Origin of the sequence: Nostoc sp. (genome assembly GCF_036918245.1) — a bacterium.
Lineage (GTDB): Bacteria > Cyanobacteriota > Cyanobacteriia > Cyanobacteriales > Nostocaceae > Nostoc.
Genome location: NZ_JBALEF010000014.1, coordinates 1 through 21974 on the forward strand (window position 1 = coordinate 1; position 21974 = coordinate 21974).

Annotated in this window: 25 protein-coding genes and 1 pseudogene; 19 read left to right on the top strand and 7 right to left on the bottom strand. The window is 39.9% G+C overall.

Translation table 11 applies throughout. The features are described 5' to 3' along the window. On the top strand, positions 1–209 hold a 209-nt coding region (locus V7L12_RS02485), incomplete at its 5' end, for a hypothetical protein (RefSeq protein ID WP_335081833.1). Positions 210–306: 97 nt separating this feature from the next. Beyond that, positions 307–570, top strand: coding sequence for a hypothetical protein (locus V7L12_RS02490; protein WP_335081835.1), 264 nt, complete (start codon positions 307–309; stop codon positions 568–570). A gap of 170 nt (positions 571–740) precedes the next feature. Here the strand turns inward: V7L12_RS02490 and V7L12_RS02495 are convergent, their stop codons facing one another. The 3 genes from V7L12_RS02495 to V7L12_RS02505 form a co-directional block, all read right to left on the bottom strand. Continuing rightward, complete coding sequence (locus tag V7L12_RS02495; protein WP_335081837.1) at positions 741–2816, bottom strand: hypothetical protein; 2076 nt, start codon at positions 2814–2816, stop codon at positions 741–743. Positions 2817–3482: 666 nt separating this feature from the next. Further along, entirely contained in the window at positions 3483–4673 is a 1191-nt protein-coding gene (locus V7L12_RS02500) for an MFS transporter (protein WP_335081839.1), read from the bottom strand. Between the two features lie 63 nt (positions 4674–4736). Then, complete coding sequence (locus tag V7L12_RS02505; RefSeq protein WP_335081842.1) at positions 4737–6086, bottom strand: MATE family efflux transporter; 1350 nt, start codon at positions 6084–6086, stop codon at positions 4737–4739. Between the two features lie 422 nt (positions 6087–6508). On the opposite strand from V7L12_RS02505, the gene V7L12_RS02510 reads away from it, so the two are divergent. Together V7L12_RS02510 and V7L12_RS02515 are read left to right on the top strand one after the other, a co-directional pair. Then, positions 6509–7006, top strand: a complete 498-nt coding sequence (locus V7L12_RS02510; RefSeq protein ID WP_335081844.1) for a DUF6174 domain-containing protein — start codon at positions 6509–6511, stop codon at positions 7004–7006. A 98-nt stretch (positions 7007–7104) separates the two neighbouring features. Beyond that, a complete protein-coding gene (locus V7L12_RS02515; protein ID WP_335081846.1) occupies positions 7105–7569 on the top strand; it encodes a GNAT family N-acetyltransferase in 465 nt (154 codons plus the stop codon). Positions 7570–7607: 38 nt separating this feature from the next. Here the strand turns inward: V7L12_RS02515 and V7L12_RS02520 are convergent, their stop codons facing one another. Next, complete coding sequence (locus tag V7L12_RS02520; RefSeq protein ID WP_335081848.1) at positions 7608–8063, bottom strand: DUF4288 domain-containing protein; 456 nt, start codon at positions 8061–8063, stop codon at positions 7608–7610. Positions 8064–8195: 132 nt separating this feature from the next. Between V7L12_RS02520 and V7L12_RS02525 the strand changes: the two genes are divergently transcribed. Both V7L12_RS02525 and V7L12_RS02530 read left to right on the top strand, forming a co-directional pair. Next, positions 8196–8459 (top strand): hypothetical protein, encoded by a 264-nt coding sequence (locus V7L12_RS02525; protein WP_335081850.1) that lies wholly within the window; start codon positions 8196–8198, stop codon positions 8457–8459. Between the two features lie 236 nt (positions 8460–8695). Further along, positions 8696–9061 (top strand): hypothetical protein, encoded by a 366-nt coding sequence (locus tag V7L12_RS02530; protein ID WP_335081852.1) that lies wholly within the window; start codon positions 8696–8698, stop codon positions 9059–9061. A 316-nt stretch (positions 9062–9377) separates the two neighbouring features. Here V7L12_RS02530 and V7L12_RS02535 read toward each other — a convergent pair whose 3' ends face one another. Further along, positions 9378–9602: a hypothetical protein gene (locus V7L12_RS02535; RefSeq protein ID WP_335081855.1), complete on the bottom strand. Its 225-nt coding sequence runs from the start codon at positions 9600–9602 to the stop codon at positions 9378–9380. Between the two features lie 38 nt (positions 9603–9640). Next, positions 9641–9985, bottom strand: a complete 345-nt coding sequence (locus V7L12_RS02540) for a hypothetical protein (RefSeq protein WP_335081858.1) — start codon at positions 9983–9985, stop codon at positions 9641–9643. A 66-nt stretch (positions 9986–10051) separates the two neighbouring features. On the opposite strand from V7L12_RS02540, the gene V7L12_RS02545 reads away from it, so the two are divergent. The 5 genes from V7L12_RS02545 to V7L12_RS02565 all read left to right on the top strand — a co-directional run bounded on the left by V7L12_RS02545 (position 10052) and on the right by V7L12_RS02565 (position 12984). Further along, positions 10052–11572 (top strand): leucine-rich repeat domain-containing protein, encoded by a 1521-nt coding sequence (locus V7L12_RS02545; protein ID WP_335081859.1) that lies wholly within the window; start codon positions 10052–10054, stop codon positions 11570–11572. A gap of 86 nt (positions 11573–11658) precedes the next feature. After that, complete coding sequence (locus V7L12_RS02550) at positions 11659–11787, top strand: hypothetical protein (protein WP_335081861.1); 129 nt, start codon at positions 11659–11661, stop codon at positions 11785–11787. Next, entirely contained in the window at positions 11774–12109 is a 336-nt protein-coding gene (locus tag V7L12_RS02555) for a DUF6883 domain-containing protein (RefSeq protein ID WP_335081863.1), read from the top strand. Before V7L12_RS02550 ends, V7L12_RS02555 begins: the two co-directional genes overlap by 14 nt. Positions 12110–12114: 5 nt before the next feature. Then, positions 12115–12780: a DUF4926 domain-containing protein gene (locus tag V7L12_RS02560; RefSeq protein ID WP_335081865.1), complete on the top strand. Its 666-nt coding sequence runs from the start codon at positions 12115–12117 to the stop codon at positions 12778–12780. Between the two features lie 21 nt (positions 12781–12801). Then, positions 12802–12984 (top strand): hypothetical protein, encoded by a 183-nt coding sequence (locus V7L12_RS02565; protein ID WP_335081868.1) that lies wholly within the window; start codon positions 12802–12804, stop codon positions 12982–12984. A 164-nt stretch (positions 12985–13148) separates the two neighbouring features. Here V7L12_RS02565 and V7L12_RS02570 read toward each other — a convergent pair whose 3' ends face one another. After that, positions 13149–13904, bottom strand: a complete 756-nt coding sequence (locus V7L12_RS02570; RefSeq protein ID WP_335081870.1) for a TspO/MBR family protein — start codon at positions 13902–13904, stop codon at positions 13149–13151. 156 nt (positions 13905–14060) lie between these two features. Between V7L12_RS02570 and V7L12_RS02575 the strand changes: the two genes are divergently transcribed. From V7L12_RS02575 to V7L12_RS02610, 8 genes and pseudogenes are all read left to right on the top strand, one after another. Beyond that, positions 14061–14678: a hypothetical protein gene (locus V7L12_RS02575; RefSeq protein ID WP_335081872.1), complete on the top strand. Its 618-nt coding sequence runs from the start codon at positions 14061–14063 to the stop codon at positions 14676–14678. Positions 14679–15022: 344 nt separating this feature from the next. Beyond that, entirely contained in the window at positions 15023–15286 is a 264-nt protein-coding gene (locus tag V7L12_RS02580; RefSeq protein WP_335081874.1) for a type II toxin-antitoxin system antitoxin SocA domain-containing protein, read from the top strand. 45 nt (positions 15287–15331) lie between these two features. Continuing rightward, complete coding sequence (locus tag V7L12_RS02585; RefSeq protein WP_335081877.1) at positions 15332–16423, top strand: DUF4350 domain-containing protein; 1092 nt, start codon at positions 15332–15334, stop codon at positions 16421–16423. Between the two features lie 67 nt (positions 16424–16490). Next, positions 16491–17441: an AAA family ATPase gene (locus V7L12_RS02590; protein WP_335081879.1), complete on the top strand. Its 951-nt coding sequence runs from the start codon at positions 16491–16493 to the stop codon at positions 17439–17441. A 476-nt stretch (positions 17442–17917) separates the two neighbouring features. Then, positions 17918–18628: a response regulator transcription factor gene (locus tag V7L12_RS02595; protein WP_335081881.1), complete on the top strand. Its 711-nt coding sequence runs from the start codon at positions 17918–17920 to the stop codon at positions 18626–18628. Between the two features lie 172 nt (positions 18629–18800). Then, positions 18801–20696 (top strand): sensor histidine kinase, encoded by a 1896-nt coding sequence (locus V7L12_RS02600; RefSeq protein WP_335081883.1) that lies wholly within the window; start codon positions 18801–18803, stop codon positions 20694–20696. 79 nt (positions 20697–20775) lie between these two features. Then, positions 20776–21507, top strand: coding sequence for a DUF928 domain-containing protein (locus V7L12_RS02605; RefSeq protein ID WP_335081885.1), 732 nt, complete (start codon positions 20776–20778; stop codon positions 21505–21507). A 65-nt stretch (positions 21508–21572) separates the two neighbouring features. Beyond that, a pseudogene (locus V7L12_RS02610) lies at positions 21573–21881 on the top strand (two-partner secretion domain-containing protein); the annotation flags it as partial. Positions 21882–21974: the final 93 nt, after the last annotated feature.

A 21974-nucleotide genomic window follows, 5' to 3' on the forward strand; every position in this document is an offset into this window, starting at 1 on the left:
ACCTGCATGGCTATCAAGTTGTCAAGGTTCAGACCTTTGCGGGTAATCTTCTGCCCATTTCAGGGCTAGTTTCTACCCAACGATTCGCACTATTCACCCACATCAAACCCTTCTCTTCTCATCTCTCTTCCTTTGCACCCTTTGCGGTAGCCTGCGGCAAGCCAAAGCGTCTACGTTATCTTAAACTTATAACTTCTTGCAACAACTGAAATACAATTCATTTTATACAGTAAACCCGGCTGTTATTTATGTAAAGGCTTGCAAGAAAAGCTAAGTACAGTTTTGCGTAAAAGCGTAGCGTTTTTAATGCAGGGGAATGCATTGGCGTTGCAGGGGAATGCATTAATATTGTATCGGGATGCAATGGCATTGCAGGGGAATGCATTAATATTGTATCGGGATGCAATGGCATTGCAGGGGCACGCATTGGCATTGTATCGGGATGCAATAGCATTGCAGGGGCACGCATTGGCATTGTATTGGGATGCAATGGCATTGCAGAGGGACGCATTAACATTGTATTGGGATGCATTGGCATTGCAAGGTATTGCCAAATTTAATTTGCTATGAATTAATGAAATGCTGTCCTAAGAACAAATCCAAAATCTCTGTTTCAAGTTGAAAGTTAGGGATATTACGACTCGTGAAGATTGGTTGAGTGCGTATGAGTATGAGGTGGCAGTAATTTATTTAGCGAACCACAGAGGCGTAAAGGAGGCGGAGGGAAGTGAGAAATTATATTAATTTGGTTTTCCATAGTAGATTCCTTTACCGTCGGTGCCAATGAAGACTAGCCCAAATTGCTGTCTGCTAGCTTCCATCACGTTAGGGACATTGCCGATGGGATTTAGAGGATTAGAGATGTTTGTCCATGTTTGCCCTCTATCCAAAGAACGGAAAATTCCTCCTCCCATACCAATGATTTTGCCATATAAATATAGTGCTGGAACTGTACTTCCTGTTTGTGGTTTGCCAAAGGCAAATAAATAAGCTTTCTCCACACCAGCTATTTTGGCAAACTTCGTACCACCGTTTGTTGAACGATAAAGCCCATTCGAATTGAGACTTATCCAAACTTCGCTACTCACCCCCGGAACTGTTTTGAGCATAGACCAATCTTCGCTAGGAAGTGATGAGTTGACAATACTGAAGTATGCCGCTCCATCCTGACTGCGGTAGACTTTGCCACCGTTATAGTAGTAAAAAATATTGCCATTTACTTTGTCTGATGCCAATGGTTGACCCCAGTACCACGGCCCCTTGGGTCCGTTGGGTAAACCCGATACTCCACTCCAAGAAGCTCCACCGTTAGTTGTACGTATAGGTTGTTTCTCGCTGGCGATCGCTACAAACAAATTTGGATTACTTGCAGACATAGCTACCCGTAGTGGCATAGTGTTCTGCGGAAAGGAGGAAAAGTTTTTCCAGGTATGTCCGCCATCTGTGGAAGTTCCTCCTGTAAAGATATTGAACCCTCGATGTCCGCCAACGCGTACCATGCGTAAGGGATCTTTTTCACTGTAGGCAATGCTGTATGTTTCTTGATACCAAGGGCCGTTACTACCACCCAATTGAGTAGATGGGTAAGTATCTAATTTCTGTCCATGATTAAAGCCTTCTACATCAGCCACACCGCTTAACAATAGTGAGCCTTTTGGAGGTGAGATGAGTTCAAAAGCAACTGTTTGCTCATGTCCTTTTTCATAGTTAGACCAGGTAGGCTTGTTAGCATTGATATTGTCTGTCTGCCAGGTTCCGAACCAGTCTGTTAACCAAACTTTGCCAGCAATATTTGGGTCAAATTCAATCGCTGAGGCCGCAGAAGCAAAATACCAGTTTGGCCACCAAGGGACTTGAGGATTCAATGAATGGCTTTTCTGTTGCCATGTAGTTCCACCATCGGTAGATTGAAAGACTCTAGAGTAATTAGTACTTTCATGGTATTGGTCATAAGTAACTAAAACGTGATTAGAGTTATTGGGATCTACAGAAAGCCCATTAAATGAAATAGTTTTGATGTTAGTTGGCGTAATATTGCTCCAAGCCCCATTTGCATATTTGCTAACTCCTGATGTGTGCGTTACATACAGAACTCCATTGCTATTAAGCGCCATTCGATTTACTTTTGATGGGCTTTTGGCTATTCTGCTCCAGGTAACACCTGTATCGGTAGACTTATATATCCCGTCTCCATAGGCATTTGCATAAACCAAGCCAGAATTCTTTTTGCTAAACAAAATTCCTGTAATACCAATATATGCATTGGGTTTTCCAGAGAAAGAACTTACTTTCTTCCATGTTTGACCAGCATTCACCGACTTCCATAGCCCATCCAAACGTGAACCAAAGAAGATGATATTAGAATTAAATGGATTAACTCCCAGCCTTTCCCCCGTCCATCGCTTAGTTTCGTTGCCACCCATTGGCAAATCTATGTTCAGTTTGCTCCAGGTTTGACCTTTATTGGTCGATTTGAAGATTGTTCCTAAGCCAGCCCCAGTATATTTGCCTGTTGCGATATAGATAACATTTGCATTGTTAGGGTCAAGCGCTAATCCTTCTCCGCCGTAGTAGTTACTTTTATCAGACCCAAAGGAATCTGTTAATGGAATCCATCTCTTCTCTAACGAATTCCAACGATAGAAGCCACCTATATCGGTTTTAATGTAGGCTAAATTCCGCTCTAAAGGATGCAGATAAATATTAGTAACATAGCCTCCTCCCCCTATAGAGACATGATCCCATTGATACCCAGATGTAATGCTGCGACTAGGTTCAACGGTTGTAAGTGCTACGGTCGTAGCTAGAGCGAGCATAGAAAAGCGGATTATTTTCCTTAAAGGAATAGGGAACAAGCGAATGCTCATATAGTCTCATTGGTAAAGGAATGAAGACAGAGATAATACTTAGTAAATGAAACTAAGCAGGATAAAATTAAGTAAAAATGCGTATGCATTCTCCCTTGAGTTGGAAAATGACGTAATGCTTATCAATAGGTAATAGTTGATATAAATGTTTTGGCAAAATAAAAATACTTTGTCAAGATTTTTACTACATTTATGTATGATCTGTTATTACTATTTAATTTTGTATAAAATAATACAAGCATTTTATTGGTTACTTTGAACAAAAAGTTTTACCACAAACTCTAATTTATTTACTGAAAATTTCAGAATAAGTTTCCTTGCTTGTTGCAGCACCGAAATTGACTTGGGATAACAATAAAGCTAGACAACTTGCATATATACTTTGGTGCGATCTCTGATTCTTTGCATTATCCGCAAACTGCATCTCTGCGTGAGGACAAAAATCATCTCGCTTATCGTGCAAAATCAACCACGTCCACCAGTGTTTTACAGCTATTTTCAGGTAAATAGACCACGCGGTAGGGGCTAGTCTCTTACCAAGGGGAGAGGAGCGTTTGCTTTACTCAAATGCGGGGTGGGGTTCTTTATTTTTGATTTATGCAAGAGGTCTATTTATTATTTATTTATGCTTGCTGTAGTGATTTTGGGTTTGACTATAACAATAAATGCAAGCAAAGTAAAAACTAACATCTGCCAAGTCACCAAATTCCAGCCACCAAAATGCCAGCATAATAGACCAATACTAGTACCTACAGCACCACCAATAAAATAGGTAGTCATATAAAGTGTGTTAATGCGACTCTTAGATTGAGCATCAAGAGTATATATTCTGGCAACATTGGTGACTTGAATTGCCTGTACACCTACATCTAGTAACAATACAGCAACAGTGATCGCCAGCGCTGAACTAGAAGCAATTTTAGCAATTACTAAACTTGCAATCACCAGGGATACAGAAATAGTTAAGGAACGTTGGGAATTACCTCTATCGGCTAATTTCCCGAAAATTGGTGCCATTAATGCACCTGCGATCGCCACAAAGCCATACATCCCAATTGTGTCAGATTGAAAGTTAAAAGGTGTTCCGCTTAGATGGAAAGTCAAGGTTGTCCAAAATGAGCAAAAGACACCAAAGATTAATCCCCCAATTAAAGATGCTTCTCTCAATAAGGAAAAACGTTTTAATTGTTGAAGCGTTGATTTTAATAAATCAAAATAATCACCAGTGTATTGATTATTTACATTAGGCAAGTAAATCTTGAGCAAGACAGTAACAATTAAAATCATTACTCCGGAAAATCCATATACATAACGCCAACTCAAGTATTCAGCAATATATCCACTAAAAACCCTTGCTCCTAAAATTCCAATCAATATACCATTAAAAATACTGCCTACAGTTTGACCTGTAGTTACTCTATCTATACTTGCTGCTAAGGGAAGAATAATCTGAGCGGAGACTGTTGTAATTCCAATTGCTACGCTCAATATCCAAACCTCGACGATATTTTGTGAAAAGGTCATGAATATCAACAAACAGAACAAACATATAAGTAAGGAAAGAATTAATGTTTTTTTGTTGATTTTATCGCCCAAGGGGATTAAAAAGAAAAGCCCAAAACCGTAACCAACTTGCGAAAGCACAGATATGCTACCCGCTTCACCTTCACTAACTTGAAAAGAAGATGCAATATCTTTAAGAATTGGCTGATTATAATAAACGTTAGCAACACACACACCAGATGCGATCGCCATAATCAGCACCTGAACTTTAGTTAATCCGTTACCTGAGATTTGTTTTTCCATTCAACCTAAGTCACTATAATTTAGTTGCTTGAGGACTTTTCCCTTTAGCTTCATCTGTGTTTATCAGTTATTAGTTTTCCTGGTGCTAAACCGCCAAGTTAGGATTATTGCAGCGATCGCTAAACCAATAGCCAATCCCCACCAAAGACCAATAGCTCCAGACCCCAACGAGATCCCAAAAGTATAACCAGTGAATAAACCAACACACCAATAAGCAAAAATGCCAATCAGCATCGGGATTCGAGTGTCTTTGAGTCCGCGTAATGCTCCTGCGGCAGTAACTTGCACACCGTCAACTATTTGAAAAATTGCCGCGACTGCTAGCAATTTCACCGCCAGGGCAACCACATCTGCATTGTTCTGATTGTTGATGTCAATATAAAGAGAAATAATCGACTTTGGTACTAGCCAAAATGCAATGGCTACTACACCCATAGATAAACCTGCAATCGCAATGCCTACATATCCAGCTAGACGAGTGCGAACTAGGTCATTTTGTCCGGCTAACTGTCCAACACGAATTGTTGTCGCTAGAGAAATGCCTAGTGCCATCTGAAATGACATCGAAATTGTTTGTAAAGCAATTTGATGGGCAGCAAGGGCATTTGTTCCCAATTGTCCGATCAAGAAAGTGACAACAGTGAACAGTCCGGCTTCAACTGCAATTAGACCCCCGATGGGCAATCCAACCTGAAAAATCTCGCCAATGATCCGGCGATCGTCTAGAGGAAAGGCTTCGTGAGACGAAGGTCGAAAAATACCGTAAACTGCAAAGCGAGGCTGATTACATATATAAACTGTCAAAGCAACAAACATACTCCAAAGTGAAAGCGTGCTTGCCCAACCGATACCAGCTAAACCCAGCGCCGGGAATCCCAGTTTGCCAAACATCAGCACATAGTTAGCTGTGATGTTGAACAGAGTACCCAAAACCACAGTCACTATCACTAATTGCGGTTGCAATAGAGCAGAAAGAAAGCTTTTAAGTACTGCAAAGCCTAAAGCAGGAATAAAACCCAGTGCGATCGCCCTTAAAAAAATCTCTGCTAGTGCTACTGTGTTAGCATCCTGTCCTAGTAAAAGTAGTAAAGCACCTCCATTGTAAAGCAGCAATGTAATTGGTATTCCTAGTACCAGAGATATCCCTAGTCCAAGCCGGACAATTGTGCCAACTTTTTCTCTATTTCCGGCTCCGTATGCTTGGGCAGCTAACGGACTGACAGCAGAAACGATACCAGCAACAATCAACAGACAAAAACTAAAGATAACAGCTCCCAAACCTCCAGATGCAATGGTTTGACTTCCCAACCAGCCCATCATTACCGTATCTACAAAACCAGTTGCAGATTGAGCCAGTTGTGCTGCTGCCAAAGGTACGGCTAACATGAGACATTTTTTAACTTCAGAAAACATATACAGCTGATAACCCGATGTGAAGAACAAAAGGTTTTTCCAAAATCTAAACCCATGTTCAGGAGATATTGCTCCTGGGAACTTGAATCTATCTTAATGGAGTCAGAGGAATCCCGTCACAGTGGTTAACGCAGCGTTCTGCAGGAAAGACTTAACAGGAGATGAATTGCAACCAGGTAATAACTAACACGACACCTATCAAATGTTTGGTTGATTCTTTTTATGGAATAAAGTTTTAGAATGTTCGCTGTGGACATTGGTTTATCTCTCGAAGCAGCCCTCAAGCAGATTATCCACATTGCGATCGCCAATGAAGCTGAAAATCCCCATACCAGCTTTGAGTGTCACAAATAATTTCAATGTTTTGGCAATCATCTTGAAGCTACGTTAAAGTGAGCAGTTGGAGTTAAGAATGGATTTATATGCGCTTACCAATTGCAATTAGTGCTATTTTAGTGGCATCTTTAGGTTTTAGTGCACCTGTAATATCTCAACCTCCTCCTATACAGGTAGCCAAAACACCCGCGCCTAGTAGTTTAGCCTTAGAACAATTTAAGATTAATTACCGATTATGGAGACGGCAAAAAATCTCTAACTATCGCTATGAATTCACTAGAAGTTGCAATTGTTTACCTAAAGCCACAGAAACAGTGATTATTAAAGTACGTAATCGAGTCACAAGTTCTATTACTTATAAAGAAACTAAACAGCCAGCTGAGGCAGAATTGTTTCAACAATATAATACAATTCCTAAACTATTTAATATCATCAGGGATGCGCTGATTCGTAAAGCAGCAAACTTGACTGTACAATACGATCCAATACTTGGTTATCCAACTCAAATTAACATTGATTATAATAGCCAGATCACTGATGATGAAATATTTTTTACAATTAGCAATCTGCAAAAAACTAATTAACTATGGCTAGCGAGAGCATTCTTTGCTACAGCAGTGCTTAATTGATTCAGCATATCTTGCTTGTTCTATAGAGTAGAATTTATTAGCAAATGAAGGAGATGAGTCGATTGCAAATCCGCTCAGATGACCTGACAGGTAAAAAGATTGCTGACCTTCTGCGAGAGCATATCGAAAATATGCATGAGATTACACCGCCTGGAAGCGTTCATGCTCTTGATTTGGAAGCATTGCAATCGCCTGATATTACTTTCTGGACAGCTTGGGAGCGATCGGAATTACTCGGATGCGGGGCACTAAAAGAACTAGATTCAAAAAGTGGTGAAATCAAATCAATGCGTACCGCCAAGGCTCACCGACGTAAGGGTGTCGCCTCAAAAATTCTTGAACACATTATAAAAGAAGCCGAACGGCGTGCTTACCATCGCCTGTATTTGGAAACAGGGGCAATTCCAGAGTTCGCCCCAGCACGAGCCTTATACACACGCCATAGGTTCGAGTATCGAGGCCCTTTTGCTGACTACATTGATGACCCAAACAGCGTATTTATGACGTTAGCTCTGTAAAGGTTTAGAATGGCGAATGCACTGTTGGGCTGAAGCATTTAAAGTCTTTCAATAACACCATCGCCACTCATCATTTTTGCGACTTCATCCATAATTTCTTTACTCCTATAGTCTGGCTTAGATGGATCTATTGGTTTTAACGGACGAAAAATAGCTAGCTGAGATTTTGGAGTCAGCATTTGTTGTAACTCGCTTTCACGTATACCAATTTTTTCTTCAAACATCAGTTCACCACCATGTTCTAATTCATCATGAATCACATCGAGATGCCGTAAGCCTCTATAAGTAAAAGTTACGGTTTGATTTTTGGGATTAAGATATGTGTCGTTACTCTCATAACCAAGTTCTTCGGCTTTCTCAAAAGCCTCTTCTGCTGAAGAAGCATGGACAAGAACAATATTTACATGAACAACATTATGTGGATTTCCCTCAACTTTACACTCGATTACCAATTCAGCGATATACCAGTTTGCATCCTTTGGAATGTATGCCATTGCTTATAAAACTCAAAATTTTTACTAATAATGCTATCACTGACTATTCGGTGGTTTTGTTTGAAAGGATTTTTGAAACTCATCTCACAGGTTATGCTGGCTGAAAACCAACATACACTAAAAAATTCCAAAATGACAATAAATCAATCTTGGCACGAGCTACGTGTCGGCGATCATATTTGTATCTTGCATTTACCACAAATACAAATGCTTGAAAATACAAAGCAACTATACCAGCGACTTATTGCCGAGCGTGCTATTTTGAAAGTTAGTGAAATTGATCGGTGGGGATATCCTGTAATCTACTATAGTTTTCAAAACAAGCAAGGAGAGGGAGAAGCTCATAGTCTGGCAATTGATGAGTCTGATATCTGGGAAAAAGTCAATATCACATAGCCAGCTTTGAAAGCTTGTAGCAATATAATGCCAAGTAAGGTACACCCACCCGTAGGGGCACAGTTTACTGTGCCCCTACATATTGTACTATAACGTTGTATTACATCTGAATAGGAACTGCTATATGTACTTTGAATTACATTTGCGTTACTCAAATTTGTGAATTCTGAACTATATAATTGCTCAACTTAAGTATTAAATAAAATGATTACCAATAGTTTAGGAAAAGCAAAGACGTGAACCGTTTCAAAAAGCTATCCTCAATTGTGTTCCTGTTATTAGCCTTCATTTATCCGCCTACTTTGGTTGAAGCCAAAGAAAATACTCTAAATAACGTTCTCAATGAGCAGAGTATTGACGCACAGACAAAATTAGTTGGAGAGCAAAGTGAAGAGTTTTTGTTAGCTCACAGACGGACTCGACGACGTTATCATAGACGGCAACGAACTGGAAACTATTATTATCAACGCCAGCGTAATCGACGACATTATTATAGACGACGCTATCGCTCTATACGTTATCACGGACAACGATATCGTCATGGAGAATGGGAACTTGTGCGCGATCGTCATGGACGATTAATGTATGATTGGCAGCGTTAATAGTAAACTTTACACTCAATTTTTCTAGAGAATCTTTATGCGTAAATCCTAATGCAAAACCCAAATACTTTAACCGATTTTGAATCATCTTACGGGTTAGCGGAATATCTATGGTGTTAATAAACTCATGGTTAATGTTGTTTTATCAGATGCGATAAATCATCACAAAGATGCGATAAATCACCGTCTCTACAAAAGATTAATTATTGGGGAGCAGGGGATCAGGGGAGCAGAGGAGCAGGGGAGAAGTTGCAGTAAGTTTTTCCCCTCTGCCCTTTCTTCCCCTCAAACTTGTGAGAAACGCCAGTAGGGTGCGTTATGTGGACGCCGAAATAACAAATGCGAACGCCGAAGTAACAAATGCGAACGCCGAAGTAACAAATGCGATCGCTAAATCAACAAATGCGTTCGCCAAATCAACAAATGCGTTCGCCAAATCAACAAATGAGTTCGCTAAATCAACAAATGCGATCGCTAAATCAACAAATGCGTTCGCCAAATCAACAAATGCGTTCGCCAAATCAACAAATGAGTTCGCCAAATCAACAAATGCGTTCGTCAAATCAACAAATGAGTTCGCTAAATCAACAAATGCGTTCGCCAAATCAACAAATGCGTTCGCCAAATCAACAAATGCGTTCGCCAAATCAACAAATGCGTTCGCCAAATTAACAAATGCGTTCGCCATGATTGCAACAATTTAGCTTTGTCACGCCAGCGTAACGTACTGCATATCTTTGGTGGATGAAGTTTTTCCGACTTACGATCGCTCGATTTTGTAAACAATGCCAAAAATTGATCGCAGGTATAATCACGGATATAGTTAGAAACCAAATTTAGATATGTGCGATCGCCTAAATCCGCAATATCCCAAACAGGGAACTGACAAGTCAGCGCCATCGCCAAAAAGTGATGGTCTAGCATTTTTCTTTAATCAGTTAAGATCGTCTATTATCAATCTTCTTTCCTTTTACCCTTCTCCTTAGAATTATGACGCAGGATGAGTTGTTGGTACTGATAGATCGCGCCGTGGCTGAGGGTTGGCAAGAGTTAGACTTGTCGGGGCAGGAGTTGACTGAGTTACCTGTAGAAATTGGGAAGTTGAAGCAGCTTGAGTCTTTGATTTTGGGAAAGAAGGTTGAAGGTTATGAAGAAGTAGGAGACCGCTATCTCCAAAAGGTTTCGGGCAACAATTTAAAAACGCTTCCACTCGAACTATTGGATTTGCCTAATTTGCATAAGTTGGATATTAGTGGCAATCCTTTAGAGAGCATTCCCGATGTGGTAACGCAAATACTACATTTAGAGAAACTTATCTTAATTCGAGTAGAGCTAACTGAAATACCTGATGCGATCGCTAAATTAACCAATCTGACGCAGCTTCACCTCAGTGGCAACGAAATTACCCAGATTCCAGAGGTGATCACTAATTTAACCAATCTGACGCAGCTTCACCTCAATGACAACGAAATAACCCAGATTCCAGAGGCGATTGCTAAATTAACCAATCTGACGCAGCTTCACCTCGGTCGCAACCAAATAACCCAGATTCCAGAGGCGATTGCTAAATTAACCAATCTGACGCAGCTTCACCTTGATGGCAACCAAATAACCCAGATTCCAGAGACGATTGCTAAATTAATCAATCTGACGCGGCTTTACCTCAGTGGCAATAAAATTACCCAGATTCCAGAAGTGATTGCTAATTTAACCAATTTGAATACGCTTTACTTTGGTGAAAGTCAAATCACGGAAATACCAGAAGCAGTTACAAACTTAGCCAATCTATCTACGCTTTACCTTTCTAACAACCAAATCACTGAAATACCAGATGCGATTGCTAATTTAACTAATCTGACGCAGCTTGACCTCTGGAATAACCAAATCACTGAAATACCAAATACGATCGCTAATTTAACCAATCTCACTGAGCTTAATCTTTTTGACAACCAAATAACCCAGATTCCAGAGGCGCTTGCTAATTTAACCAATCTCACTGAGCTTAATCTTTTTGACAACCAAATAACCCAGATTCCAGAGGCGCTTGCTAATTTAACCAATCTGACGCAGCTTCACCTCGGTCGCAACCAAATAACCCAGATTCCAGAGGCGCTTGCTAATTTAACCAATCTGACGCAGCTTGACCTCAGTGACAACCAAATAACCCAGATTCCAGAGGCGCTTGCTAATTTAACCAATCTGACGCAGCTTCACCTTAGTGACAACCAAATTATCCATATTCCATTAGAAATTCTTAATTCAAAAGATGTAAAAGAGATTTCTAATTACTGGAGGCAAATTCGCATAAGTGGAACTCGACCATTACACGAAGCCAAACTCTTGCTCATCGGACAAGGCAGCGTCGGTAAAACATCCCTCATTGAGCGACTAATCCGCAATAAATATTATAGAAATCAACCTCAAACCGACGGACTCAATGTGGAAACTTGGAACGTGCAGGTAAATAGCAAATACATCCGCCTCTATCGGCAAACTAAAATTAGACCTTGATCTGCGTCAACTTTTAGATGGCTATGAAGACATTGGAATACGTCAAAGAAAGTCAAAAGGCGATGAATTTATTGATATAGAAAGAGATGACTCACCTTTTACAGTTAATGTCAATGTTAGCGATCGCCGTTCTAAAACCATTAACCAACATGGAGAAGGCGATAATTTTGCAGGCGATGAGGTCGAAGGCAATAAAATTGGATGAAGTTACCTAACTTTGAATTAGCCTTTATCGATCGCAAGAAACTGCAAAACTATAGCCTCAACTCCCAACATGATCGCGGAAAGCATAAGGCCAGACTGTTTGCCGCTATCCTAGATTTAGGTAGCGATGATGTAGAAATTCTGCAACTGCTAATCGAAGATGCGATTCAAAATTATCAAGCAATTCCCAGCGTGTTAGATGAATATGGTCAACGCTATATCGTCGATTTCCCCATTACCCGCAACCAAAACACTGCTAACATTCGCACAACTTGGATCGTCCGCCCCACCGAAAATTTTCCCCGTCTCGTTAGTTGCTATATTTTGAGGTAATGCCCATGCTTGCGACCCCAAACAAATTCAATTTATTAGATATTGTTGCTCTTAAAACTCCCTTATCCGAACATAACCTCCTTGCAGGTCAAGTGGGAACCATTGTCGAAATTCTCGCCCCCGAAGTATACGAAGTAGAATTTAGCGACGATGACGGTCAAACCTATGCTATGCAAGCCTTACCAGCCCATCAACTCCTAAAACTCCATTACAAACCCCTAAAAACTATGTCTAACACTATCAATCAATTCGGCAAAGGCGATAACGTTGCAGGTGATAAAATCCAAAATGACTTCAAAGGTGCAAACATCGCCAACTTAGCCAACGAAGTCAAAGACAACGCCAGACAGCAAGCCTCTAACTTCAACCAAACAAGCGGCGCAAACATCAGCGAAATTCTGCAACTAATCGGCAACCTGCGCCAAACTGCCGCCCAATTCCCACCAGATATCCGCGATGACATCACCATTGATATTGATGATGTAGAAGTAGAAATTCAAAAGCCAGAAAAAGAACGCAATTTACCCAAACTCAAAAAGCGTCTACTAGCTTTACTAACTGCTGCTAGTGTAATCGCTGCCCCGATCGCAGGTATGACAGACTTTGCAAACAATGTTCTGGAAATAGGGAACAAATTAAATATCGAACTAAAGCTTCCCTCTGGTAAATAGACTTTTCTCACTCTAGGGGCGATGCAACCTACCACATCTTGCCATTGTCGAGTCCTAGTAACCCCGACGCTTACCTTTGGATTTGCAAGCAGAAGTACATTTACCGAGCGATCGCTATTCTATAGCATACCGGAAGTGGCTCAAACAACAGGGTGTTACTTTCGGCACTATTTAGAACTTGGCAATGCTTGTGATTATGATTAAGAAAAAAGATTTAGATAAAATTGGTTTAGAAGCTAACTCCCTTAAAGAGTTTAAAAAACGGTAGATTGTTAACTGCTCTACCGTTTTTTATGTATGTTGAATGCGGTAATCAAAAGTCAAGTGATATTTTTCCTAGCTTTCATGTCAAGGTGAATTTTTGGTATTTATTTATCCACAAGTGTTAGTTTTAAAGGATACAATGGCTCAGATCCATTTAATTGCCAAATTCTAAATACCAACACAGCAGCTACAGTTAACCACACACAAGAAAATGATAAAGTCATTCCTGCTATAGGATTAGTTTGCCAATAAATTGCCGTCACCACTACAGCAGATAACCAAGGGCCTAAAATAACTACAGGTACAGCAGCACCTAATCTCCGTTCTACAGTAAAAATCGTATTCCAAGTATCCCCAAAAGCCAAATGTACCACAAACAAAATTAAAGGCAACACTAAAAACTGGTGATTCATTTGCTGCCAAACCAATACAGAAGAAATTACCCGCAAAACAGCAATTATCATCCAAACTATGGGAAATACTAATGGTGGAGGAGACCATCTTGGTCTGATTACCTGGTCATAGGTCTGAGGAGAACGGGTATTATCTAAAAGAGAAAAAATTCGAGAACGGATACTTAATAGAGCAAAAAATAATCCAGTTAATAAAATACTAAACCAAGTGGGAAAAGAAGCATTATTATCAATGAACAATACTAATTTTTCCATTCCTAGTAACACGAGAATCATCACTAAGATTTGTAGGATAGTCCCTAGTGTATAAACTAAAGCGGCTCTGATATCTAGTTCTTGTATAGTAGCTATTGATGGATTTGGATACTGTTGTTTATTCCCAGGTTTTACCCCCATCACTATATTAACGAACTGTTCAACTATTTCACTATTATTGGATTGATTCATAATTAAGAGATTGCCCGTAGTTGTTAATTAGTAGTAATAAGTTATTATATGATATTCTAATAGTTAAAAATCATTTCCGTAGTTTTTTTTAATATCAGAGTTTACAAGTTCCGAATCTAATGTATAGTCTTTCGTGAATGATATTAAGGAAAAAACGTGGAATTTCAGAAGTTATTGTATATTTTTACTCTAGTAAATATTGCTACGTTTGCTTTGAGTGTACCTGTATTTGCTCAAACCGCACAGACTCCCTTTAATTCTTCACAGTCGAATTGTCGTGCAACTAAAGTAAATACTCCCATTTTCAAAGAACCTTCAACATCATCCAACGCTGTCAGAATATTGTCGGCAAAAACAATGATTACTTTAGCATATATACCAGTTAGTGGAGATAGATTTGTCAGAATAAAATCTCCGACTTCAGGATTTATTCAAACTGCTGCGCTGAAATTTTGTCAGACGAATAACAACGCTCAAAACCTATGGAATAAACCTACTATTGGCAGTGTATGTCGGAAAATTGTACGACAGGAAATTATACGTCGCCAACCAAGTACAAGAGAACCTTTTATTACAACACTTTATCCAAACACAATTGTGTTTGTGAACTTGGTTACAGGTAATATCGTTAAGTCATACAAATCTGAAAATTACATTTGGGTAGAAATCGACCTCTCCAGAAGTTTCCCTGGAGAATTATCTGGTAATGGTTGGATGGTCAACACTGACTTAGTAAATACTCCTGGATTAAGCAGTCTGGCTTATTGTGGTTAGTAATTTATTTCTAAGTATGTTACCCAGGTATAAAATGTATTTTACCCCTGTATTCTGATGTATATTCGCATTAATATAATAGTCAACCCCTTCCCTACAGGACGCTGCGCGTAGCTTGCTTCCCCCCAGGGGTACAGGGAAGTCACGCATTCAAAAGTCAAACATTTACCAAGTCCATAAATAAATTTACTTGCTCTGTAACAAGGAGCAAAGGCAGAGTGTCTCCGCCTCCGTGCTGTATTTCTTGCGCTGTGCGTCTCAAAATACATTTTTTATTTTTCCATAAATAAATTTACTTGCTCTGTACCTTTTTCTTTCTGGTCACTGTTAAAGAAGCTGACAACGTGAATGAAAGTCATCACGGTTTGGACATACAAGAAATAAAAGCGGTTTCCTTGTTGCGCGATCCGGGAGACGAAGACCTTTGTGAAAAGGAAGAAGAAATCATTCAGCAGGTTTATCAAGCTTTTGGGCATCTTGACCCAATTGAAGTTGCTGAGTGGACTCATGACCTTCCAGAGTGGAAAAACCCTCATGGCTCTGCCATTTTGATTTTGGTAGAGGATATTCTCAAAAATCTGGGCATTTTGACTTTGCTTGAAAAATAAGTAAGTATTAACACTAGTGATATTCAAAGGCAATGAAAGTCGAAAATGAAACGTCCAAATCGCCTTGCTTGGATGGGAGCGATCGCACTCGCTGCGATCGTTTTACTTAGTTTGTTCGCGGCTCCCAATAATACTAAAATTAACGCTGGCTCTACCTATAACCGCAACTCTGATGGCTATGGTGCTTGGTATGCTTTTATGCAACAACAGGGAATTTCTATTAAGCGCTGGCAAAAACCTTTTAGTGATATTCAGCCAGAGAACAGCCCAGTTACCTTGCTACAGGTAGGCGGCTATCCCAGAGAAACGACACTGGATAGTCAAGAGCGGGAATGGGTTGAGAAAGGGAATACTTTGGTAATTTTGGGTGCGAAGGCGCGGGTTACAGAAGCAGAGTTTAGCACTATGCAAAAATCTCCTGAAGGTGATATTAAAATTGATACACGTAGACGAGATAAAAAAGCTAACTCCCAGCAAGTTAATTTAGGCGATCGCTTTGGTGCTGTTGTCTGGAAAGAAAATTACAAAAAAGGAAAGGTGATTTTTTCTACCACTCCTTATTTAGCTGCCAACGCCTACCAAGATTATTTAAGTAATTTCAAGTATTTAGCTAGTTTGGTTACTGAAAAAAGTAACACAGTTTTTGTCGATGAATACATCCACGGCTATAAAGATGCCGATGTCAGGAAGAAAGAAAGCGAAGGAGATTTATCTAGCTTTTTTGCCAAAACTCCTTTACTTCCAATATTGATCCAGGTAGGTATCCTGCTATTAGTGCTAGTTTGGGCGCAGAATCGCCGCTTTGGCAAGCCAGTAGCTTTAGATACACCAGTTGTAGATAATAGCGAGGCATACATCCAAGCTTTAGCCGGGGTGTTGCAGAAAGCTGATACCACCAACTTTGTTGTTGAAATGGTGGGAAAGCAAGAACAACTACAACTTCAAAAAGCCTTGGGATTAGGGCAAGTACTTTTAGAACGTCAAGCCTTGATCGATTTCTGGATGCAAAAAACAGGTGCAAGTGCAGCAGAACTAGATGCAGTTTTAAAGCTACAATCTCGCAAACAACCCATCAGTGAACGAGACCTGTTAAGCTGGTTGGGGAAATGGCGAAGCATTAGGGAAATTAAAAATTAAAAATTAAAAATTAATTTTTTGGAATTATTCATAGTATTTCTGGGTTGGTTATTTATCAATAAAAAATATGAGCGAAACACATCCTATCTTAATTCGTCTTGGTCAAGGTCTTAATCAAGTAATTGTCGGACAATCTAGCTTAATACAGCAACTTTTAGTAGCACTGCTAGCGGGTGGACACGTAATTTTAGAAGGAGTACCGGGAACTGGGAAAACTCTACTAGTAAAAGTGTTAGCGCAGTTAATTCAAGGGGAGTTTCGCCGGATTCAATTAACACCAGATGTTTTACCTTCAGATATTACTGGTACCAATATTTTTGACTTGAATAGCCGCAATTTCACTTTGAAAAAAGGGCCAATATTTACCGAAGTCCTGCTAGCGGATGAAATCAACCGTACTCCGCCCAAGACACAAGCAGCGCTGCTAGAAGCGATGGAAGAGATGCAGGTAACGCTGGATGGTGAAAGTTTGCCTTTACCAGATTTATTTTGGGTAATTGCGACACAAAATCCTCTGGAATTTGAGGGTACTTATCCTTTACCAGAGGCACAGTTAGACAGATTTTTATTTAAGCTGGTGGTAGATTACCCCGATCAAGCTGCTGAAAAGCAAATGTTACTCAATCGTCAGGCGGGTTTTGCAGCACGACGTTTAGATATTAGCCGTTTGAAACCAATCGCAACAGTAGCCGACATTTTGCAAGCACGACAAGCAGTCAAAGAAGTTAAAGTATCAGAAGCGATCGTTGATTATTTGTTGGCGTTGGTGAGAATATCGCGTCAATATCCTGATTTGACTTTGGGTGCATCACCCCGCGCTACCGGTGCTTGGTTGCAGACATCTCAAGCCCTAGCGTGGTTAGCGGGAAGGGATTTTGTAACGCCAGATGATGTAAAAGCAGTTGCATCACCGTTGCTACGTCATCGTCTCATATTGAAACCAGAAGCGATGCTGGATGGTTTACAAATGGATGCGGTAATTGCGTCGGTAATTAATCAAGTACCAGTTCCGAGATGAAAAAATTAAACCTCTTGCGTAAATCGTAAATCGTAAAATTTGCCCACCCTACGGGATCTTACTACATCCCCCAACCCCTTCTCCCAAAATTGGGAGAAAGGGAGCCAATTTCAAAGTCCCTCTCCCAAGTTTGGCAGAGGGATTTAGGGTGAGGGCTAATTAGTTATGATTCCGAATCCAAAATCAGATCGCACCTCTAGGTTTGCACTTTTCTGCATAGCTTCAAAATTCATCTCCAATTAAAATAAGCGCATACTTCCATGAGTTAGGGCTAAAAAATACAAGATATGACCGAAAACGCAAAGGATACAAGCCCCGGAATTTATTTATGGGGATTATTAATTTTGAATTTTGAATTTTGAATTCAAAGCGTTCGCGCAGCGTCTCGTAGAGAAGCGACGTGACTCTCAAGCTAAACGTCACAGACAAAGGAAATTTTCATAAAGCTTAAGGAAACTTTGAATTTGGGTGAAAATATGGTAGTAGTAAATTTAAAAGAACATCAAGTTTATGGATATTTACCAGTGGAAAAAAAGCTGGGTATTCTTGTTGTAGATGACCACCAATTAATTTTAACTGGTACGCTCGATGTCTTAAGTCGACAGTATCCCGAAGCTGCTATTATTAAGGCTCAGACGGCAAAAGAGACACTTTCTCAACTTCAATATCACCACTTTGACCTGATTGTGATGGATTTATCAATTCCCGATGGGCAAGGGGAGACAGCAGAAATTGATACCGGAATTAAGCTGTTGCAAACTTTGCTCCAAGAATATCCCCATCAGAATTTCATGGTACAAACTAGTTATGTGAAGGCGTTAATTCGGATCAAACACGAGATTGATAATCATCAAGCTGGATTTGCGATCGCAGATAAAGGATTACCCGAAGATGAAATGCTAATGCGGGTTAATTTGGCCCTTCATGGTGCAACTCACACCAAAGATATCAAAACGGGAATCGAACTCAAACCAGAATGGTTGGAGGTGTTACGGTTGGCTTTTGAAGAGAGTTTGACAGATAAAGCGATCGCTGAGCGAATGTATAAATCAGAACGAGCAGTCCGTACTTATTGGACGAAGATTCAAGATGTGTTGGGAGTATATCCTGAAGACTGCAAGCAAAGTGGTAAGAATATGCGAATTCAAACTGAAATTCGTTCCCGTGATGAAGGTTTAATTGATTAATTCGGGAAAATTTAATTCGGGAAAAAGCGAGATGAGATTATGTCCGTTTGATTACTTATTAAACTTGAAGAACCCCAAAGAATCAAAGCTACGCTTTGTCTTATCAAGTGAAGCATTTGGCGTGTGGGGGTGCAATGACTGTGGGAATTATAACTAATTATCTAGACATGATATGAGCAGGAGAATCTGGAATCGCATTCGCCAAGAATTTGGATTGTGGTTACAGGCTGCACCTCCTGGAATCGTGGTACTATTTATGGCGATATTGATACGTATAACTGGAGGAATGCAATCTTGGGAATGGATGCTTTTCGATCGGATGTTATGTCTGCGTCCGGTAGAAAAACTTGATGAACGTGTAGTAATTGTAGGTATCGATGAAAAGGATATTGAATGGGTTAAGCAATATCCCATTCCAGATGAGAAGATTGCAGAGTTACTCACCAAGCTGGAAACTTATAAACCGCTAGCTATTGGGCTGGATATCTTCAAAAATGTTCCTGTTGAACCTGGTGGTAAACAACTCGCGCAGGTGTTGCAGCAGAATACTAATATTATCGGTATTCAAAAAATATTACCACCCGAAGCAACTTCTCCACCCCAGAATTTGCCACCAGAACGAGTTGGGTTTGTCGATTTACCTAATGATGAGGATAGCAAAAATCGACGCTATTTGTTATTTACAACAAACCCTGAGAATCCTGACAATATCAACGAAGATAAATATTCTTTAGCACTGCGGTTAGTTATTAAGTACTTCCAAGCTAAAGGAATTGAATTGGAAACAGGAAAAAATGACCCGAATACAATCAGATTTCGGGGGATTGAATTACCCCGAATCACCCAGAATTTTGGCGGATACGTTGGTGTTGATGATGGCGGATTGTCAATTTTGATGAACTTCCGCAATACTTCTAAGCCTTTTCATGTTATCTCGCTGCGCGAGATTTTAAATGGAAAAGTAGATGCAGAATTGTTACGCGATCGCATTATATTAGTTGGCAACCGCAACACGAGTACTGGCGATATTTTTTATACATCTGCATTGGCAAACTTAGAATTAAACGGTCAAATTTATGGCATTGACTATCACGCTCATGCGATCGGTCAAATTCTTAGTAGTGTAATCGACAATCGCCCAATGTTGCATAGTTGGGGAGATATAGAAGAGTACGCATGGATCTTTGTTTGGGGTTTTCTGCCGATCGTTATCGGACGGCTTACCCAATCTGTTTGGAGAAATATACTTAGTGTTGGTGTAGCTGGATTTGCTCTGTTTAGCTGCGGGTATATGATGTTGTGGGTGTGGGGTATATGGATTCCGGTAGCACCTGGTTTGCTGATCTTAACTGTAAATGGGCTTGGCTTGAGTGCTTTTGCGTTTTACCAGCATGATAAATTCTTGCGATCGCAAATTAACGAACGTCAAAATACAATTCAACACACTTTTACCGTAATTCATAATGGCCCTTTGCAAACTCTTGCTTATGGATTAAAGCATCTGCGTGCTAAAGATATTCCCTACGAACAACTAGTTGGGCAATTTGAAAAACTCGATCGAGAAATTCGGGAACTTGGCGAATTTCTCAAACTCGAAGCATTAACCACAGAAGAGAGTTTACGTTTAGGTAGCGGATTAATACTCGAATTGAAACGACCTTTGCACGATTTATTATATGAAGTTTATTCAAGTACATTAGAACGTAAAGATTTTGAACATTTTCAAACATTAAAAGTTAAAACTCGCAATTTTGAACCGATTGATGATAAATATTTAAGTATAGAACACAAACGGGGAATATGTCTGTTTTTGGAAGAAGCTCTATGTAATGTTGGTAAACACGCTCAAGAAGTTAAGCGTGTTCAAGCATCAGGTGTTTATAGTGCAAATAAATACAATTTATCTGTGAAAGATAACGGTTCGGGCATTAAATCAAAACTAGAAAATAAAGGCACAAAACATTTTAAAATGCTTGCTAAACAATTAGGAGGAGAGTTTCGCCGCGAATCGCTTTCTCCACGTGGAACTATATGCGAACTTAGTTGGACACCTATGAAGGAATTTTAAGAAAGAATAAAGGCGTTAATCGCCAGAATTCTGAATTCTGCAATAGTTTGAGATCACCATACAATCAACAGCATTTACCATGAGTCATCAACATTTCGTATTTTGGCAAAATAAGCATAGACTTACAAGCTTGTTTGTAGGAGCAGTTTTCCTGATAACTGCAGTCCCGGCATTTGCCCAGTTTAAACCACGCGATCGCAAACCAGCCAGTGGAAATTCTCGTCCGGGTGGTTCGCGTGGATGTTCAACTAGCGGTATACCATTGACGCAGCTTGCACCTCAGACATTTATCGGTAAAACCGCTTCCACACGTCCAATGTTAGCTTGGTATATGTCAAGTTCCCAAAATGCGCGATTCCGACTGTATGAATTTGATTCAGCCAAGACAGTTAAAAAAATTGGTCAAGTTAAAGAAATACCCACAACAGTCGGGATTAACAAACTAAAACTTCCCCTCGAATACCCCGAACTCACAGTTGGTAAAACATATTTATGGCAAATTGCAATTGACTGCGAAAACGATACGATTATTAGACGTGCAGAATTTACCGTTATCAATCCTCAATCACTTGCTAAAAATCGATTTACTAGCATTCCAGAAAGCATAAATTATTATACTGAAAATGAACTGTGGTATGAAGCCCTGGAAGAAGCACTAAAAGCAACTGGTAATGGTAAACTGGGCCAAACTGGGGCAACTTTAGTTAAAGACCTGGCGCAGTCCGAAATGCTTATCGGTGATCGCGTAGATCAAAAAAAGATTCAGCAACGAATTGAATACCTCCAGAAAATTGCTAGTGAAAGAATATAGAAATAGTACAGAGAATAGAAATAGTGAAAATTTTGTGGTTTGCTGTCACAGGATGGCTAGGATGTGTGGCAGGTATTGCAGTTTCTATTCATCCTGCTTTTGCTCAGTTAACTCCTGATAACAGCCTGGGAAAGGAGCGATCGCAAGTCATTCCTATTAATCCAAACAATGACCGCATCGAGGGCGGTGCGGCTCGTGGTACTAACCTGTTTCACAGTTTTCAAGATTTTAACATCGGTGAAGGTCGAGGTGTTTATTTTGCCAATCCAGAGGGAATAACAAATATCTTTTCTCGCGTTACTGGTGGTAACTCATCGAATATTTTCGGGAAATTGGGAGTATCGGGTAATGCAAATTTGTTTTTGCTAAATCCAGGGTAAACGCAAGAAAAATGACATGATAATATCCTAGGGAAATCCAGTCGTGTAGGTATTTCCAATGGTTGTAGGATTTGGGACATCATCTGA